Origin of the sequence: Pseudoalteromonas mucoides, from assembly GCF_049257175.1 — a bacterium.
Lineage (GTDB): Bacteria > Pseudomonadota > Gammaproteobacteria > Enterobacterales > Alteromonadaceae > Pseudoalteromonas.
The window spans coordinates 95,250-111,866 of the sequence record NZ_JBMMUC010000012.1 but is presented as its reverse complement, the minus strand read 5'-3'; the positions used below and the strand labels follow the sequence as shown (position 1 = coordinate 111,866).

The window sequence follows — 16,617 nt, the reverse complement described above, 5'->3', positions numbered from 1 at the left end:
ATTAAAATTTTTCGCACAAGTTAACCACACTCTAAAAAGTTACCTTAGCAAAGCGTAGTATAAATTTTCACAATTAGCACAAGTAAGATGTGTTTAATCTAAGTGTTTACCCAGTATCGTTAAACTATAAAGATTGCCATCCATAACAGCCACATGAGGGAGTTCACCCCAGTGTGCAAAAGCAAACTTTTCAAATAACTTAATACTTGGTGCATTATGACTAAATATAAAAGCTAAAAGTACTTTAATGTCTAATTGTTTGGCTTGTTGCTCAGCAAACTTTAGTAGCTTTTTACCTAAACCTTGTCCTTGCGCAGACGAGGTTATATAAATGCTAATTTCAACTGTACCATCGTATGCTGGTCGTCCATAAAAAGATTTATAACTTAACCATGCAACAATTTTATTACCTTGTTGATAAACATAGATTGGCCGTTTTTCTGTGTGGCTATCAAACCAAGCTTGTTTATCTGCAACACTTACAGGCTGCGTGTCAGCAGTTACCATACGCCCGGCAATGGTTTCGTTATAAATAGCTACAATGGCAGGTAAGTCGTTTTTATCGGCTAATCGAGTAATCATAAAGTTTTAGTAGTTGTTGATCAGTAAATTGCATAGTACCGTATCAATGAAAACGACACTACTGCAAATGGCACTAACCAGCCAGACCATAAAAGGAATAGTCAGATGTTGAAAAAATTAATTTTGTGCGGTGCTTTTTTTAGTAGCAGCTTTTTAGCCCACGCTGACCAAGTGAAAGAATCAAATATTGCAAGCGAGCAAAGCTGCGATGACTTTACGAACATTACTATTCGTAAGTTACGCTCAAAAGAGTCAATAAACCTATGTCAATTCAAAGGTAAAGCTTTACTTATCGTTAATACTGCTAGTAATTGCGGTTTCACCTCTCAGTTTGAAGGCTTAGAAACGCTTTACCAAAAGTACCAAGAGCAAGGCTTAGTGATATTAGGTTTTCCCTCTGACGATTTTTTCCAAGAAGAAGATGATGAAAAGGAAACTGCAAAAGTTTGCTATGTAAATTATGGTGTGACTTTTCCCATGTTCGCAACCAGTGAGGTGCGTGGCAGTGACGCAAACCCAATTTTTAAACACTTAAACGCGCAAACCAGTTCACCCAATTGGAATTTTTATAAGTATGTGGTCTCAGCAGATCGCAGTAGTGTACAACGCTTTAATAGTAAAACTAAGCCTAACTCAGACAAGCTAACTGAAGCGATAGAACAAGCAATTTCAAAGATTTAAATTTATACTGGTACTATCGGTCTTAATTAGACTAGAATAGAAACAAATTTGATTAAAAAAACACCACAATGTAAACGGGAGATTTTATGACAGTGGCAAGCGCACGACACATCTTAGTAGACAGCGAAGCTGAATGTTTAGATTTAAAAGCAAAAATAGAACAAGGCGAAGAATTTGCTGAACTCGCTAAAGCACATTCAAATTGTCCATCTGGTCAAGACGGCGGCGCACTTGGCGAGTTTGGTCCTGGTATGATGGTTCCTGAGTTTGATAAGGTTGTTTTCTCTGCGCCTATCAACCAAGTACAAGGCCCTGTACAAACACAGTTTGGTTACCATTTATTAGAAGTAACCAGCCGTACAGAATAACGTTAGTTTTATAGCTAAACAAAAGAAAGCCGCCTCTGCGGCTTTCTTTTTATCCTAAGGAAAGCACATGCAACTATTAGGCTCAACAACCTCGCCCTTTGTTCGTCGCATTCGTATTTGGGCACTGTTAAATCAATGCAATCTTGAGTTTATCAACTTAGATATTTTTTCAGACACTGATCGTCAGCTAATGATACAAAATAATCCAGCCCGAAAAATTCCAGTGCTAATCACTAAGCAGCAAACGTTGGCCGATTCAAATAACATCATCCGCTTTTTGCTCGAACAACACACTCAAACTCGTCTGAATTGGCAACAAGAGCACTTGTTAACAATCATTAATGCATGCAATGATTCACTGGTTGAGCTATTACTTTGTCAGCGTTCAGGATTCGATACGCAGGATGATAAATTATTTTTTAATTTACAGAATGAACGCATTGCTGAAACATTAAGCTATTTAAATAACCATTTTGCCGATGCAGAATTTAAAAGCTGTGAATACCTGTGCATAAGTTTATACTGCTTACTCGATTGGATTTGCTTCCGCGAGTTAACAGATCTCACAGGACATACTGAGTTAATGAAGTTCTATCATTCATTTTCTCAGCAACAAGCAGTACAGCAAACCGATCCTCGAATTTAACATTAAGGGAACACACATGAGCGAAATAGAAATTGAATCAGAACTAGTTAGTTTTGTAGAAAAAGTGCGTCAAAGTGAGCAAGTTTGGGCGCTTGGTGCGCAAGATGGTGGTTTTGTTGTTTGCGAATCAAACCAATTTGAAAGCACGGATGTGTTACTACTGTGGGAAAGTGAAGCTGCTGCAAAAGCTCAGTGTAAAGAAGAGTGGGCCGATTATGCTCCTGCAGAAATAAACCTAGATGAGTTTTTAGATGAATGGATTGAAGATCTAAAAGAAGACGATGCCTTGATTGGACTAAACTGGAATGACGATCAAGTATGTGTTGAAATCGAACCTGTAGGCCTTGCTCGCGCTTTAAGTGAGTAAATTTAAGCACATACTGAAAACGCTAGTTTATTTGCTTAGTAAAATTTGCTATAAACTAGCGTAAATCTATAGTCTCAAGGTATTACGTTGAAATCCCATCTAGGTCGACGCCCATTTTCAGCGATGGAATTACATACGCTCTCACATGGCTATATTTATGGCGATCAACGCTTACCCCGAGAACAAGCTAAACACTGGCACTTTTGGTTACCATTAATTGCATATTATTCTGGTGCTTATAGCGACGAAATTGGTCATTTAGAGCTAAATAATATTGTTACCTATAATGGTATTGCCTGCTTTGACTTTCATACTCATGGAAAAATAAAACCCCGCTTAGTCCCTATTCATCAGGCATTATTTGATGCTGGCTTGAATGAATACATTGCTTTACTTAAACAGCAAAACCATACCCGTCTACTGTTTGACTTACCTTCAAAATCAGGTCGCTACAGTGAAAAAGTACGTATTTGGTTTTCAGGTGAAGGTGAGCGCGCAGGGTATTTACAAAAGTGCGATATTCCTAATGTTGATCAATTAGGAATGAAAACCGCAATTAGTAGTTTACGACTCAATTTTGAGCAACAAATCCGTATCTTTGCAATTCAAGCAAACTCTAAAGATGCCTTTAATTATTTAATGGGCTTTATTGAATACCCTAAACAAACCTTTGCAGACATAACACTACTTAATCACGTTATTCAACAGGTACGTAATATAAACCCTCATATTCGTTGGCAGCGGTTCACAGCTCGACACAGCGCCTGACAAACTTTGTTACCAACAAGCTCATTACTCAGCCCTTAAAAACTGCTAGGATGTAAATTCTAACAAGAACAGTTCAGGGACTCTTATGTTTATTAAAAGCTTACTTACGCTTAGTGTAGCAATCGCTGTGCATTCAGCTCATGCCAATGAATACGTTATAGAAAAACTCGCCAAGCCAAGCTCTCAACAGGTTTCACTAACGCTAGATCCTGCCCAGGATACCTTTAGCGGTAAAACTGAAATAGCCTTAGAAGTACTCAAACCAACCAAGTATATTGAACTTAATGGTGTTGATTATGCAACTCAAATGGCACAGCTTTTAGGCGCAGAGAATTGTGACCTTAGTGCACAAATGCTAAAAACAGGTAAAGTAAAATTCGCCTGCGAACAACAAATTCAACCGGGCAAATACACCCTAAAAATTGATTTTACAGCGCCATATAACCGTAAAAGCGTTGGCTTATATAAAACAGTAGATCAAGGCACACCTTATTTATTTACTCAATTTGAAATGAGTGATGCACGTCGTGCGTTTCCGGTATTTGATGAGCCTAGTTATAAGATTCCGTTTCAGTTGACTATTACCGCACCGAGTTCACAAAAAGTGTATGCCAATACGCCTGAACTAAAAACCACTATAAATGGCGATATGACAACGCATTTCTTTGATAAAACACCGCCAATTCCATCATACCTTGTTGCCATGGCTGTAGGGCCATTTGAAGAGCGCGAAGTCAAAGGTATGCCAATTCCTGGGCGTATCATTACACCACAAGGTAAAATACATTTAGCTGAATATGCTGAGCAAAATATGCCTCGCGTCTTAGCTGCACTTGAAGAGTACTTTGGCAGTCCGTACGTTTATAAAAAACTGGATTCAGTGGCAGTCCCTGAATTCCCGTTTGGTGCAATGGAAAACTCAGGCCTTGTTACTTACCGTGAAGACATTTTATTAGTAGATCTGGCAACTGCAACACGCAGTAAAAAGCAGCGCAATGTATCTATTATAGCTCACGAACTTGCACACCAATGGTATGGTAATCTAGTGACCATGAAGTGGTGGAATGACTTATGGTTAAATGAAGCATTTGCAAGCTGGATGGCGGCTAAAATCACCGCACAGTTGAACCCTGAATTTGAATCTCACCTAGATTTACCACAAAATCAAGTGATGGCTCTAGATGCTCGCTTAAGCACTAAACCTATTCGTAAACCAATCAAAACTGAAGCCGATATTATGGACGGCTTAGGCCTTGCTTACAGTAAAGGCAGCTCTGTACTTGCTATGGTTGAAAACTGGATTGGTGAAGATGCATTTCAAAAAGGTATTCAGGCTTACTTAAAAAAATTCTCTTATAAAAATGCTGAAGCAGCCGATTTATGGCAAGCCTTAGGTGAAGCGTCTAACAAAGATGTTGCAAGTGTATTAAAGTCATTCATTGAACAATCATCGTTTCCACTTATTAAAGTAAGTCAGCAAGGTAAAACGGTTACTATCAAGCAAAGCCGATTTACTAATGCAGGTGTTGATGCACCAGCACAATTATGGAATGTACCTGTTGCAATCAAATATGGCGCAGGTGATAAAGTAAAAACAGCCAATGTATTGCTCAGCAAAGATACCCAAAAGGTTGAACTAGACTTTACCCCTGAATGGATTTACCCAGATCAAGGTGCACTGGGTTATTACCGCTGGGTGATGGATGACAAACAGTTTGCATCATTAATCGACAATGCAGCCGAGCAACTCACCGTGCGTGAGCGCTTAGCGCTATTATCAGCTGCTGATGCTCTATTAGATGCTGGTGTGATTTCTGCTGGGCATTTAATGCAAACACTGGAAACATTTGTCAGTGACAAACACCCGCGGGTTGCAAGTACTGCACTGGGCTATTTAGCAGCTCAAAAACGTACTTTCGACGATGAAAGCAACCACGATTTATGGCCTGCGTTTATTCGTAAAAGTATCACCCCTGCTGCTAAGCAATATGGCCTAAAAGCGCAAATAAATGAAGATGCTGCAATTGCTCAATTACGCTCTCAAGTTGTTTCACGTCTTGGTTTTGATGGCGAGGATCAAAATGTTATAAACACAGCGAAAGCACAGGCACAATTATATTTAAACAACCCTGAAAAAGTAGACCCTTACTTAGCTTCAACCTATTTAAACTTGGCGGCATTTCATGGTGATAAAAACCTTTTAGATGCGTACATCAACACTTTTAAAACGACAAAAGACCCACAAGTACGAACTAAAATGCTTGCTGCGATGAGCTATTTTGGTACCCCTGAGCTGCAAACTAAAGTGCTTAATTACAGCTTAACTGACGACGTAACAGCATCAGACATGCGTACGATTATGTCGGGGCAAATGTATACAAAACCACGTGAAGCTTTATTTATTAATTGGGTTTATGCAAATTACGACAAAGTAGCAGCTAACCTACCTCCTTTCTTTGTACCAAACCTACCTTACTTTACCACCTCAGGCTGCAGTGCAACTAGTTTAGCGAAGACCCAAGCTTTCTTTAACGATAAGATTGCGGATGTACCAGGTTATGCGCGAACATTAAGTAAGTTAGAAGAAAGCGTCACTAACTGTATTTCACTTAAAGAGCGTGAACTTGAATCAGTGAATAGCTTTTTAAAGCGTTAATTAATATAAATTTAAGTTAACTAAAACGGCAAGCCAATGGCTTGCCGTTTTTATATTGTTCTGAGTAAAAAATTATTTAATACAGATTTTAAATTAGCCATGTATAATTTTCACTAGTAGAGTAATAAACTCTTTTGCTGCTTCTTCTGTCGTTATTTTAAAACCAATACCGTAGTGAATAGGGTTTGCACTTTTATAAATACGCGTCGGAAAACGAGTCATCTCACTACTGTGGAAAAAGCCTGAAATTCGACTAACGCCATCAAAAGCATTGAAGTCATCACTAAACACTTCAAGCGCTGGGCGTAATACCAACTTTGCTTGCCCACCTTCAATATGCAAATAAATCGCTTCTTTTGATTTTGGCAGCATATATTCAGAAATATTCTTAATTTTAAAGTTACTGCGACAATCTAGTGCGACGAGTTGTTCGTTGATTTGCTCTGGTGTTGCTACCATAAGGTTACTTTGCTCTTATTAGGTTGTTAGCTGTAAATCAATACAGCTAAATAAATTAGCTATTTACGACAAACAAATGCCAATTGTTCATTGTTATAACTTAGCCTTGTAATTTGTGTACTGCAATAAGGTGTTAAATCAAGCCATTGAGATACATTCTCAGGCGTACTTAAACTACGCTGATAAATACGGTTGTTCAGTGCGTAAATAACCGTGTTGTCATTTTTAAAGGTGTAATCTTGGACACTATCTGGTAATCGAAATAAATCCGTAACCATTTGCGAATTAGGCGCATAGCTTGCCAACCAATTTTCTGCATTTTTAGTATAGGTAAACGTAAACGCAGCCAGTGAATCATTAAACGTTAAAGTACGACCTATATTTTGCGCAACAACCTGTCCTTTAGCTGCTGCAACTTTAGTGTATTGTAATGTATGCGGCTCACCTAAAATAAACATCACAAGATCATTATCAATTCCCCAAGCATGGTAACCAACCGGTTCAATCCACTCAAATATGCGACTCGGTGGTAACTCTATATTTAACGGGTATTGCCATAATTTTTGTTTACCATCGGCCTCAACCACAATCGCAGAAAGTGCATCGCCTTTAGGGGTTAAAGTCGCGGAGTATTCACTAACAGGACTGTTTGTGAGATTGTATGTTTGCTGATCATCGAAACTATAAAATGCTAAATCAGTCTGACTGTGCGCTAATGTCTGCACTTCTTGGGTAAAGTAAATCCCCTTATTCGTTAGCAGGGGCTGATTATTATAACTATCGCCCGATGTGATTCTACTAACTTGTAAGCCATACTCCGTATTTGGTTTCGCTAATAGTATTTCACTCTTTGGCATAGCACTGTGCGCTATAAACGGCAATAATAATGCTGTGCAGGCAATTCCATGTCGGTATAAAGTCAATTTAAACAATCTCTTTAATTATTTTTATCGCTACATAATAGCGCTATTTTAAGAAGATTCACAAACTTGTTAATGATCTGCCCCTTGACCTACCCCCATGCTTGCCCTTATAACTAGTGTGCTACTTAAAACGAGAGTAACTATGTCAGCTAAACATCCAATTATTGCAATTACTGGTTCATCTGGTGCAGGTACCACCACCACGACGAACGCAGTAAAACATATTTTCCGCAGTTTAAATATTGAAGCGGCCTTTATCGAGGGCGATAGCTTTCATCGCTATACCCGCCCTGAAATGGATAAGAAAGTGCGTGAAGCGCAGCAAGAAGGTAAACATATTAGCTACTTTGGTCGTGAAGCAAATGACTTTGGCGCATTAGAAGAGCTGTTTAGCACCTATGGTGAAACTGGCACAGGAAAGCTGCGCCGCTATTTACATACCTTCGATGAAGCCGTGCCTTATAATCAACTACCAGGCACATTTACTCCATGGCAAGAGCTACAAAGCAGCACTGATATTCTGTTTTATGAAGGCCTGCACGGTGGCGCTGTTGATCAAGACCACGATGTAGCAAAACATGTTGATTTACTAATTGGCATGGTACCCATTATTAACCTTGAATGGATCCAAAAGTTGATCAGAGACACCTCTGAGCGCGGCCACTCACGCGAAGCAGTTATGGGCTCTATTGTGCGCAGTATGGATGACTACATCAATCATATTACACCGCAGTTCTCTCGTACGCATATTAACTTTCAGCGCGTGCCTACCGTTGATACCTCCAACCCATTTAGCGCTAAAGATATTCCATCATTAGATGAAAGCTTTGTAGTCATTCGTTTTAGGGGAATTGATGATGTGGACTTCCCTTATTATTTACAAATGATTGAAGGCAGCTTTATGTCGCGAATAAACACCCTTGTGGTGCCTGGTGGCAAGATGGGCTTAGCCATGGAGTTGGTATTAACACCACTTATCAAAGACATCATTTTAAAGAAACGCGCCCTTGCTGATCTGTCTCCTGTAGATATCCCTATTTAATCAGTTCTTTAAAATATACTTTTAATACAAATAACGTACACTACCTCTTTGCGACGTAAAGGAGTAGTGTATGAAGTCTCATACTCAAGTACTAAACATTCTTGTTGGCTCAAAGAACCCTGTTAAGATCAATGCCGCAGCACATGTTTTCACTGCATTTTTCCCGCAACACGAAATAAAGTGTGTAGGTATACATGCCCCTTCAGAGGTGCCCGACCAACCTATTGGTGAAGAACAAACCCGAGTTGGCGCAGAAAATCGTGTAGCGTATGCAAAACAGCATCATCATGTAGATTTTTATGTTGCGATGGAAGGTGGAGCTGCACAGTTTAGCTATGGGCCAGCCACTTTTGCTTATGTTGTGATTGCCAATGCGACACAACAGAGTATCGGGCGTAGTAGCAACTTACCTCTGCCTCAAGTTTTATATAATGCCCTCTTAAATGGTGAAGAACTTGGCGATGTGATGGACAATGCATTTAACACTCACAATATTAAGCAGCAAGGGGGCGCTATTGGCTTATTAACCAATAACCAAGCCACACGTCAAAGTACATACACTCAAGCACTCACACTCGCTATGGCGCCTTTTTTACATCCCGAACTTTACGCTAAGGAAGTTTAAATGAAGTATACCCATATTCTATTTGATGCTGACGAAACATTGTTTAGCTTTAATGCCTACGCTGGCTTAAAGCGCATGTTCGCCACTTACGATATAGATTTCACACAAGCTGATTACGATCATTACCAGCTAACGAATAAGTCACTATGGCTCGCCTACCAAGATAATAAAATATCGGCGACTCATCTTCAGGTAACGCGCTTTAGTGAATGGGCCACTAAACTCAAGGTGCCAGCACAACAACTCAATGATGATTTTTTAACTGCAATGGCAGAAATTTGCCAGCCGCTACCCGGTGCAGTAGAGCTTTTAACTAAACTTAAGCCCCATGCAAAGCTGGGCATTATTACTAATGGCTTTACTCAATTACAAGCACGCCGATTAGCACACACAGGTTTACAAGATATGTTTGATTGGCTGGTTATCTCTGAGCAAGTGGGTATCGCTAAGCCTGCTGTAGAAATTTTTGACCATACATTTGAGCTTATGGGCAACCCAGCGAAAGAGCAAATTTTAATGGTGGGTGATACTGCTAGCAGCGATATTCTTGGTGGTATGAATGCAGGAATAGACACATGTTGGTTACAGCACCCGGGCTTTGAACTACCATCAGGAATAACGCCAACGTATAAGGTTACTAAACTGGTCCAATTACAACAGCTTTTGGGGTTGTAGGAAGGTTCAAGGTTCAAGCTTCAAGGTTCAAGGTTCAAGGTTCAAGGTTCAAGGTTCAAGGTTCAAGGTTCACGGTTCACAATTAAAAGCTAGGGCATACATAATATTTAAGCAAAAAAAATGACGCTATAAGCGTCATTTTTTATAACTGTTTAGTGTAAGCAATTAAGCTGTAGCTACTTCGAGCCCTGGTGCTGGCATTGTAACTGGGGTATCAAATGTAGCCCATTCCCATGCTGACTCAGTTGCCATAATTTTACGAAGTAATTTATTGTTTAAGTCATGACCTGATTTATAGGCAGTGATTTTACCTAAAATATTGTGACCAGTCATAAACATATCACCAACACAGTCTAGTATTTTATGCTTTACAAATTCATCGCTGTAGCGCAAGCCATTTGGATTGAGTACTTTAAATTCATCCAATACAACTGCGTTATCCATGCTACCACCAAGTGCTAGGTTATTAGCATGCATGTATTCAATGTCTTTCATAAAACCAAAAGTACGAGCACGGCTGATCTCTTCAGTGAAGCTTTGCGCCGTAATATCTAAACCAATACGCTGGCGGCTTTCATTGATTGCTGGGTGATCAAAAGCAATCTCAAAGTCGATATGAAAACCATCGTACGGTTCAATCTCGGCCCATTTATCGCCTTCTTCAATACGTACTTTTTCTTTAATACGAATAAAGCGTTTAGCAACTTTTTGCTCTTCAATTCCGCCTTTTTGTAACAAGTATATAAATGGTAATGCACTACCATCCATAATAGGCACTTCTGAGCTGTCTAATTCAACGATTAGATTATCAATGCCCATTGCTGCAACCGCCGCAATAAGGTGCTCAGTTGTAGATAAGCGAACGCCATCTTTATTAGTTAAACAGGTACACAATTGCGTATCACCAACGGCTTCAGGTGTTGTTTCAAAATCAACAACCGGATCAAGGTCGACACGACGAAATACAATCCCAGTATTTGCGTTCGCAGGTCGGAGAGTTATTGTGACCTTCTCACCTTTATGAAGTCCAATTCCTATGGCTTTGACTACTTTTGCAATCGTACGCTGTTTAATCATAGGTTCGCTCACTTATAGTTACAGTTAGACGGCGGATTATATCATAAATACTATCAGCTGCCAAATTTGTTTACTTTTCACACAGAAACATTATTATTTTTGTGCTTAATCAGCCTGCTTTCTCAAAAACGCAGGGATGTCGAAATAATCGCCACCTTCTGATTTATCAGATTTACCACTGCTTTGTTCTGTTTTCGCATTGCTGCTTTGCGTGGTCATGCTTGACTCTTGCTTTTCAGTTGTAGGCGCTGCATCCGCTTCTTGGCTGCTATTGCCTTGGCTTGCAAAGCTTGGTACATACATGCTGCTTGTTTGATTAGTAGAGCTTGTCACATCAGAGCCTGATGCTTTTTTAAAGCCATTATCTACAATACCAAACTGTGGACGACGATCGCCACCAAGACCTGTTGCAACAACCGTAACTCGTAACTCGTCACTCATTTCTGGGTCAATTACGGCACCCACAACAACCGTTGCGTTTTCTGATGCAAGCGCTTTGACGTGGTTACCAACAATTTCAAATTCTTCAATTGCGATATCCATACCCGCGGTGATATTAACCAAGATACCTTTTGCACCAGTTAAATCTACATCTTCTAATAATGGGCTAGAAATAGCGGCTTCAGCTGCTTCTTGTGCGCGATCAGGACCTGATGCAGACGCTGTGCCCATCATCGCTGTGCCCATCGCTGACATTACAGTACGAACGTCGGCGAAATCCACGTTGATTAGACCTGAACGGGTAATCAATTCTGCAATACCTTGCACCGCACCAAACAATACGTCATTTGCTTTAGCGAAGGCATCTAGAAGTGTAGTCCCTTTTCCTAAAACTTTAAGCAATTTATTGTTAGGAATTGTAATAAGTGAATCTACAATTTCTGATAATTCATTGATACCTTGTTCAGCAGCAGCTGCACGCTTTTTGCCTTCAAAGTCAAACGGGCGCGTTACCACCGCAACGGTTAAGATACCCAAATCTTTAGCAATCTTAGCAACAACAGGAGCTGCACCAGTACCAGTACCACCACCCATACCTGCGGCGATAAATACCATATCTGCGCCTTCTAAGCTGTTGCGAATCGTCTCAGCGTCTTCTTCAGCTGAATTACGTCCTACTTCAGGGTTTGCACCCGCACCCAAACCTGAGGTGATCTGAGTACCCAGTTGCACAGTAATATCTGCAGATGAATTACGTAATGCCTGAGCATCTGTATTCGCTGCGATAAAACGCACACCTTCGATTTGTTGCTTCACCATGTGCTCAACAGCATTACCGCCGCCGCCGCCCACGCCGATTACTTTAATGACAGCTTCTTCGCTGTGTTGTTCCATCATATCAAACATGTTTACTCTCCGACTTGAGTATTAAAACTCGCCTTGGAACCACTTCGTTATACGGTTCCACCAATTGTTATCACCTTCAGGTTTCGACTTTTGTGCATTCATCGATTGCATTGTGCGGCCGTATTGCAATAAGCCAACCGCCGTTGCATATGAAGGATCATCTACATAATCTGTCAAACCAACCATCCCGATTGGTTTGCCTACTCTTACTGGCATTTGGAAGATATCTTCTGCTACTTCCATCGCGCCTGCCATTTTAGCACTGCCGCCAGTTATGACGAGCCCTGCTGCAATTTGGTCTTCTAACCCTGAACGACGAATTTCTTCCATCGCCAGTTCAAATAATTCTCTAAAACGTGGCTCAACGACTTCTGATAAAGTATGGCGCGACATTAACCGTGCTGGGCGCCCGCCTACACTGGGTACTTCAATCGTGTCTTCGCTACTGGCCATCTGACTACTCGCACATGCATATTGTACCTTGAGAGATTCAGCATGTGATATCGGCGTGCGAAATATTTTTGCAATATCACCGGTTACTTGGTTGCCCGCAACAGGGATCACCGCCGAATGACGTAGCGCGCCGTTAATATAAATAGTGATATCCATTGTACCACCACCAATATCAAGCACCGCAACACCGAGCTCTTTTTCGTCATCGGTTAATACTGAATAGCACGAAGCAAGTGCGGTGAATATAAGTTGGTCAACTTCTAAGCCACAGCGTTCAACACATTTTTCAATATTTTTTGCCATGTCGTTTGAGCAAGTAATGATATGGGCTCGGGCTTCCATTCTTACACCACTCATACCTAGTGGGTTTTTAATCCCCTCTTGCATATCTATGCTGTACTCTTGCGGTAAGGCATGCAACATTTTGCGTTCAGCAGAAATCGGCACCGAGCGCGCAATGTGAATTACGTTCTCGATATCTTCATCAGTGACTTCGGTATTATTAATTGCCACCACACCGTTTTCGTTTTGACATTGGATGTGCTTACCCGAAATCCCCAGGTAAACTGAGCTAATACGACAATCAGCCATTAGCTCTGCTTCATCAATGGCTCGACGAATAGACTCTGATACCAAATTAAGGTCGTTCACACCACCTTTATCCATACCATGGGATACTTGGCTACCAACTCCAACAATGCTGAGTTTATTATCTGCGGTGATTTCACCAACCGTGGCCACCACTTTTGAGGTACCAACGTCCAATCCAATCACTAGGTTTCTTTCTGCTGACTTAGTCATGCCTTACTCTTATTTTGTAATTGCGCTTCTTCCAGGAGCTTCCAGCTCACTGCAAGGCCGGTATCATACCGTAAATCCACTACATCTACTTGTGCATCTGCACGTTTTTCCATTCTCGGGTACACATCTATAAATCGCTGTACCCGTTTTGCTTTTTCTTTTCGACCCAAATTAAGCTTAATGCCATTTTCAAGCCACAGCTGCCATGAAAAACGCTCCGACAATGCCAAGCTGGTTAGTTGTAAATTGTTTAAACTAAGCATGTCATTAAACTGTTTAAAAGCAGTCCAAGCTTCAATTTCACTGCCCTCTGGGCCATACAGCTGAGGTAATTGCTCAATCAATCCCTCACTACTGGCTTGAAATACTTCACCGCTTTGGTTAAGCAATAAATCACTATTCCAAATGGCCACTGCTTTATGCTCAACAACGTAAACCTGTAGCGTGTCTGGCCACTGCTTACGCACTGATGCCGTTGCAACCCAGGGCAAATCCTGCACTAAATTTTGTACATGGGTTACATCTAAATCAAAAAAGCTCGATAGATCAGCTTGTTTAATTGCCTTAATAATGGCTGTTTCATCAGTGTATTTAGGCTCACCTAATACCGCTAGGTGCTTTATTTGAGCATCTTTATTCTCTACCAGCCACTGCCTTACGCCACTAGTGACTTGTACTAAGCTAAATATCACCACGAGAAAAAAGCTCACACCAAAAATTAGCGACCAATTTAGTTGCTGTTTTAACTGCTGCGCTTTTTCCAAAAGGGGATGCATATTAAAGTGTTTGCTCCAAAATGCGAACAACTAATTGTTCAAAGCTTGCACCATTGGCTTTTGCAGCCATTGGCACCAATGATTTCTCAGTCATTCCGGGTACAGTGTTTACTTCAAGTAAGTAAAAATTACCATGTTCATCCTGCATAGCATCCACTCGCCCCCAACCACTCGCTCCAACAAGATCAAATGCTTGTAGTGCCATATCTTGCAGTAGCTGCGTATCTTGAGCAGATAAATCCGCAGGGCAATGGTACTGCGTTGTGGTTGATTGATATTTAGCTTGATAGTCATAAAAACCATTCGGCGTGGTCATTTCAATCACCGGTTGTACATCATTACCAAGTACCGTGATAGTAAATTCACGGCCAGATATCCATTGCTCAACCAATACCTGGCTGTCAAATTTGAACGCATCATTGAGCGCTGCGGTTAATTCATCAGCATTATTTGCCTGTGCCATACCAATGCTTGACCCTTCATGTGAAGGCTTAACCATTACTTTTTTAAGCTCACTCATTATCGCTTGAGCATCAAACCCGCGTTTGTTATCAACCACCGCGTAAGGTGCTGTACTTAAACTTGCTGATTTAAATAAATGCTTACAACGGATTTTATCCATTGCCAGTGCCGACCCCAATACATTACTACCCGTATAAGGTATGCCCATAAATTCAAGCGCACCTTGAATTGTACCATCTTCACCACCGCGACCATGTAGGGCGATAAATACACGCTCTACCGCAAGCTCTTTAAGCTGCCACAAAGGCTGCTCTTTTGGATCAAAAGCAACGGCATCAATGCCCGCATTTTGCAATGCATTAAGCACTGCTTGACCTGATTTTAGCGATACTTCACGTTCAGCTGAGTGGCCGCCTAATAATACTGCAACTTTGCCAAATTGTGTGCTTAAATGAGTCATACTTCTACCTGCTTAAGTTGTTCAATTGACAACTCAGTTGCTGCTAACTTTTTAACTAATTGACCTATATTACCAGCCCCTTGCGTTAAAACTAAGTCATTGTCCTGTAATATATTTGCCAACACCCCAGCCAATTCTGAATTACTTGCTATATGCAACGGCTCTTTGCCACGCTGACGCAGGCTACGACACAGACTTTTACTATCAGCACCGATAATTGGATCCTCGCCTGCACTGTATACATCAAGCAATAAAAGTTGATCAACATCAGCGAGAACTTTAACAAAGTCTTCATATAAATCGCGGGTTCTGGTAAACCTATGCGGCTGATAAATCATAACTAAACGCTTGTCAGGCCAACCTTCTCGCACTGCTGCGATAGTAGCCGCTACTTCTGATGGATGATGGCCATAATCATCTACTAACATCACATCACCACACTCGGTGGCAAAATTACCATAATGCTGAAAACGACGGCCTACGCCTTCAAACTTTTGTAAGGCCTGTAAAATTGCCTGATCAGAAATATTCTGGTCTTTGGCAACAGCAATCGCAGCCGTTGCGTTAAGCGCATTGTGTATCCCTGGCATATTCAGTTGAATATTTAGCTCATTGCCTTGCTTTGTTCGTACTGTAAAGTCACACGTATTACCTTGCTGGCTAAAGTTCAGCATGCGGTAATCTGCATCAGCAGATTCACCATACGTGATCACTGGGCGACCAAAGCGTGGGATAAGTTCAGCGGCCACCTCTGAATCGATACACACCACGGCTAAGCCATAAAATGGTAAGTTATGTATGAAATCCACATAGGTGTCTTTCATTTTCTCTAAACTACCACCGTAGGTTTCCATGTGATCTTCTTCAATATTCGTGATCACTGAGACCATGGGTTGTAAATGCAGAAACGACGCATCACTCTCATCCGCTTCAGCAATTAAAAAATCACTCTTCCCCACCTTTGCATTGCTGCCGGCACTATTAAGTAAACCACCAATAATAAAGGTTGGATCAAGCCCTGCTTGGGCATAAATACTGGCAATTAGGCTTGTTGTAGTGGTTTTACCATGAGTACCTGCAATCGCAATGCCGTGGCGAAAACGCATTAGCTCAGCTAACATTTCAGCACGACGAACAACGGGAATACGCGCCGCCTTTGCTGCAATAATTTCTGGGTTTGTTTCATCGATCGCACTTGAAACCACCACTACATTGGCATCTTTTACATTACTTTGATGATGACCAATAAATACTTCTGCACCTGCTTGAATTAAACGCTCTGTCATGGCGCTATGAGCAATATCAGAACCTGTGATTCGATAGCCCTCAAAGGCAAGTACTTCTGCAATACCGCCCATGCCAGCGCCACCTATACCTATAAAGTGAATGGTGTCGATTCGTCTCATGGCTGGGCGTGTTGATCTTTGCTGACCAGCATTTACTTGTTTA

At 41.0% G+C, this 16,617-nt stretch carries 18 protein-coding genes; 9 read left to right on the top strand and 9 right to left on the bottom strand.

Going from position 1 to position 16,617, the window contains the following annotated elements; genetic code table 11:
* Positions 1-93: 93 nt before the first annotated feature.
* Positions 94-582 carry a GNAT family N-acetyltransferase gene (locus tag AAEU30_RS14165; RefSeq protein WP_421961042.1) on the bottom strand — a complete coding sequence of 163 codons (489 nt, stop codon included), beginning with the start codon at positions 580-582 and terminating at the stop codon, positions 94-96.
* A 105-nt stretch (positions 583-687) separates the two neighbouring features.
* On the opposite strand from AAEU30_RS14165, the gene AAEU30_RS14160 reads away from it, so the two are divergent.
* The 6 genes from AAEU30_RS14160 (at position 688) to AAEU30_RS14135 (ending at position 6,068) form a co-directional block, all read left to right on the top strand.
* A complete protein-coding gene (locus AAEU30_RS14160) occupies positions 688-1,263 on the top strand; it encodes a glutathione peroxidase (RefSeq protein WP_421961041.1) in 576 nt (191 codons plus the stop codon).
* 86 nt (positions 1,264-1,349) lie between these two features.
* Positions 1,350-1,631 (top strand): peptidylprolyl isomerase, encoded by a 282-nt coding sequence (locus AAEU30_RS14155; RefSeq protein WP_087531083.1) that lies wholly within the window; start codon positions 1,350-1,352, stop codon positions 1,629-1,631.
* A 67-nt stretch (positions 1,632-1,698) separates the two neighbouring features.
* Positions 1,699-2,277, top strand: coding sequence for a glutathione S-transferase family protein (locus AAEU30_RS14150; protein WP_421961040.1), 579 nt, complete (start codon positions 1,699-1,701; stop codon positions 2,275-2,277).
* Between the two features lie 16 nt (positions 2,278-2,293).
* Positions 2,294-2,644: a DUF2750 domain-containing protein gene (locus AAEU30_RS14145; protein ID WP_087531085.1), complete on the top strand. Its 351-nt coding sequence runs from the start codon at positions 2,294-2,296 to the stop codon at positions 2,642-2,644.
* A gap of 87 nt (positions 2,645-2,731) precedes the next feature.
* The gene (locus AAEU30_RS14140) at positions 2,732-3,412 is read left to right on the top strand and encodes a site-specific integrase (protein ID WP_421961039.1); all 681 of its coding nucleotides are present in this window, start codon (positions 2,732-2,734) and stop codon (positions 3,410-3,412) included.
* A gap of 85 nt (positions 3,413-3,497) precedes the next feature.
* Entirely contained in the window at positions 3,498-6,068 is a 2,571-nt protein-coding gene (locus AAEU30_RS14135) for a M1 family metallopeptidase (RefSeq protein WP_421961038.1), read from the top strand.
* Positions 6,069-6,161: 93 nt separating this feature from the next.
* On the opposite strand, the gene AAEU30_RS14130 is transcribed toward AAEU30_RS14135, so the two are convergent.
* On the bottom strand, positions 6,162-6,527 hold the full coding sequence (locus AAEU30_RS14130) for a hypothetical protein (RefSeq protein ID WP_421961037.1): 366 nt from the start codon (positions 6,525-6,527) through the stop codon (positions 6,162-6,164).
* Positions 6,528-6,586: 59 nt separating this feature from the next.
* Entirely contained in the window at positions 6,587-7,450 is an 864-nt protein-coding gene (locus tag AAEU30_RS14125; RefSeq protein WP_421961036.1) for a hypothetical protein, read from the bottom strand.
* A 142-nt stretch (positions 7,451-7,592) separates the two neighbouring features.
* Between AAEU30_RS14125 and AAEU30_RS14120 the strand changes: the two genes are divergently transcribed.
* The 3 genes from AAEU30_RS14120 (at position 7,593) to yjjG (ending at position 9,792) form a co-directional block, all read left to right on the top strand.
* A complete protein-coding gene (locus AAEU30_RS14120; protein WP_421961035.1) occupies positions 7,593-8,492 on the top strand; it encodes a phosphoribulokinase in 900 nt (299 codons plus the stop codon).
* A gap of 70 nt (positions 8,493-8,562) precedes the next feature.
* Complete coding sequence (gene yjjX, locus AAEU30_RS14115; protein ID WP_421961034.1) at positions 8,563-9,117, top strand: inosine/xanthosine triphosphatase; 555 nt, start codon at positions 8,563-8,565, stop codon at positions 9,115-9,117.
* Complete coding sequence (gene yjjG / locus AAEU30_RS14110) at positions 9,118-9,792, top strand: pyrimidine 5'-nucleotidase (RefSeq protein WP_421961033.1); 675 nt, start codon at positions 9,118-9,120, stop codon at positions 9,790-9,792.
* Positions 9,793-9,957: 165 nt separating this feature from the next.
* Here the strand turns inward: yjjG and lpxC are convergent, their stop codons facing one another.
* The 6 genes from lpxC to murC form a co-directional block, all read right to left on the bottom strand.
* Positions 9,958-10,869, bottom strand: coding sequence for a UDP-3-O-acyl-N-acetylglucosamine deacetylase (gene lpxC, locus AAEU30_RS14105; protein WP_421961032.1), 912 nt, complete (start codon positions 10,867-10,869; stop codon positions 9,958-9,960).
* Between the two features lie 105 nt (positions 10,870-10,974).
* Entirely contained in the window at positions 10,975-12,216 is a 1,242-nt protein-coding gene (ftsZ, locus tag AAEU30_RS14100; protein ID WP_421961031.1) for a cell division protein FtsZ, read from the bottom strand.
* Between the two features lie 21 nt (positions 12,217-12,237).
* On the bottom strand, positions 12,238-13,470 hold the full coding sequence (gene ftsA, locus AAEU30_RS14095) for a cell division protein FtsA (RefSeq protein ID WP_421961030.1): 1,233 nt from the start codon (positions 13,468-13,470) through the stop codon (positions 12,238-12,240).
* Positions 13,467-14,246, bottom strand: coding sequence for a cell division protein FtsQ/DivIB (locus AAEU30_RS14090; protein WP_421961029.1), 780 nt, complete (start codon positions 14,244-14,246; stop codon positions 13,467-13,469). Before AAEU30_RS14090 ends, ftsA begins: the two co-directional genes overlap by 4 nt.
* 1 nt (position 14,247) lies before the next feature.
* A complete protein-coding gene (locus AAEU30_RS14085; RefSeq protein ID WP_421961028.1) occupies positions 14,248-15,168 on the bottom strand; it encodes a D-alanine--D-alanine ligase in 921 nt (306 codons plus the stop codon).
* On the bottom strand, positions 15,165-16,574 hold the full coding sequence (gene murC, locus AAEU30_RS14080) for a UDP-N-acetylmuramate--L-alanine ligase (RefSeq protein ID WP_217896156.1): 1,410 nt from the start codon (positions 16,572-16,574) through the stop codon (positions 15,165-15,167). Before murC ends, AAEU30_RS14085 begins: the two co-directional genes overlap by 4 nt.
* Positions 16,575-16,617 lie beyond the last annotated feature (43 nt).

Bases quoted from the DNA above. Each gene is read 5' to 3' on its own strand.
- AAEU30_RS14165 (WP_421961042.1), bottom strand. From the start codon at position 582: ATGATTACTCGATTAGCCGATAAAAACGACTTACCTGCCATTGTAGCT.
- AAEU30_RS14160 (WP_421961041.1), top strand. From the start codon at position 688: ATGTTGAAAAAATTAATTTTGTGCGGTGCTTTTTTTAGTAGCAGCTTT.
- AAEU30_RS14130 (WP_421961037.1), bottom strand. From the start codon at position 6,527: ATGGTAGCAACACCAGAGCAAATCAACGAACAACTCGTCGCACTAGAT.
- AAEU30_RS14150 (WP_421961040.1), top strand. From the start codon at position 1,699: ATGCAACTATTAGGCTCAACAACCTCGCCCTTTGTTCGTCGCATTCGT.
- AAEU30_RS14120 (WP_421961035.1), top strand. From the start codon at position 7,593: ATGTCAGCTAAACATCCAATTATTGCAATTACTGGTTCATCTGGTGCA.
- AAEU30_RS14155 (WP_087531083.1), top strand. From the start codon at position 1,350: ATGACAGTGGCAAGCGCACGACACATCTTAGTAGACAGCGAAGCTGAA.
- ftsZ (WP_421961031.1), bottom strand. From the start codon at position 12,216: ATGTTTGATATGATGGAACAACACAGCGAAGAAGCTGTCATTAAAGTA.
- lpxC (WP_421961032.1), bottom strand. From the start codon at position 10,869: ATGATTAAACAGCGTACGATTGCAAAAGTAGTCAAAGCCATAGGAATT.
- AAEU30_RS14090 (WP_421961029.1), bottom strand. From the start codon at position 14,246: ATGCATCCCCTTTTGGAAAAAGCGCAGCAGTTAAAACAGCAACTAAAT.
- yjjX (WP_421961034.1), top strand. From the start codon at position 8,563: ATGAAGTCTCATACTCAAGTACTAAACATTCTTGTTGGCTCAAAGAAC.
- AAEU30_RS14135 (WP_421961038.1), top strand. From the start codon at position 3,498: ATGTTTATTAAAAGCTTACTTACGCTTAGTGTAGCAATCGCTGTGCAT.
- yjjG (WP_421961033.1), top strand. From the start codon at position 9,118: ATGAAGTATACCCATATTCTATTTGATGCTGACGAAACATTGTTTAGC.
- ftsA (WP_421961030.1), bottom strand. From the start codon at position 13,470: ATGACTAAGTCAGCAGAAAGAAACCTAGTGATTGGATTGGACGTTGGT.
- AAEU30_RS14085 (WP_421961028.1), bottom strand. From the start codon at position 15,168: ATGACTCATTTAAGCACACAATTTGGCAAAGTTGCAGTATTATTAGGC.
- murC (WP_217896156.1), bottom strand. From the start codon at position 16,574: ATGAGACGAATCGACACCATTCACTTTATAGGTATAGGTGGCGCTGGC.
- AAEU30_RS14145 (WP_087531085.1), top strand. From the start codon at position 2,294: ATGAGCGAAATAGAAATTGAATCAGAACTAGTTAGTTTTGTAGAAAAA.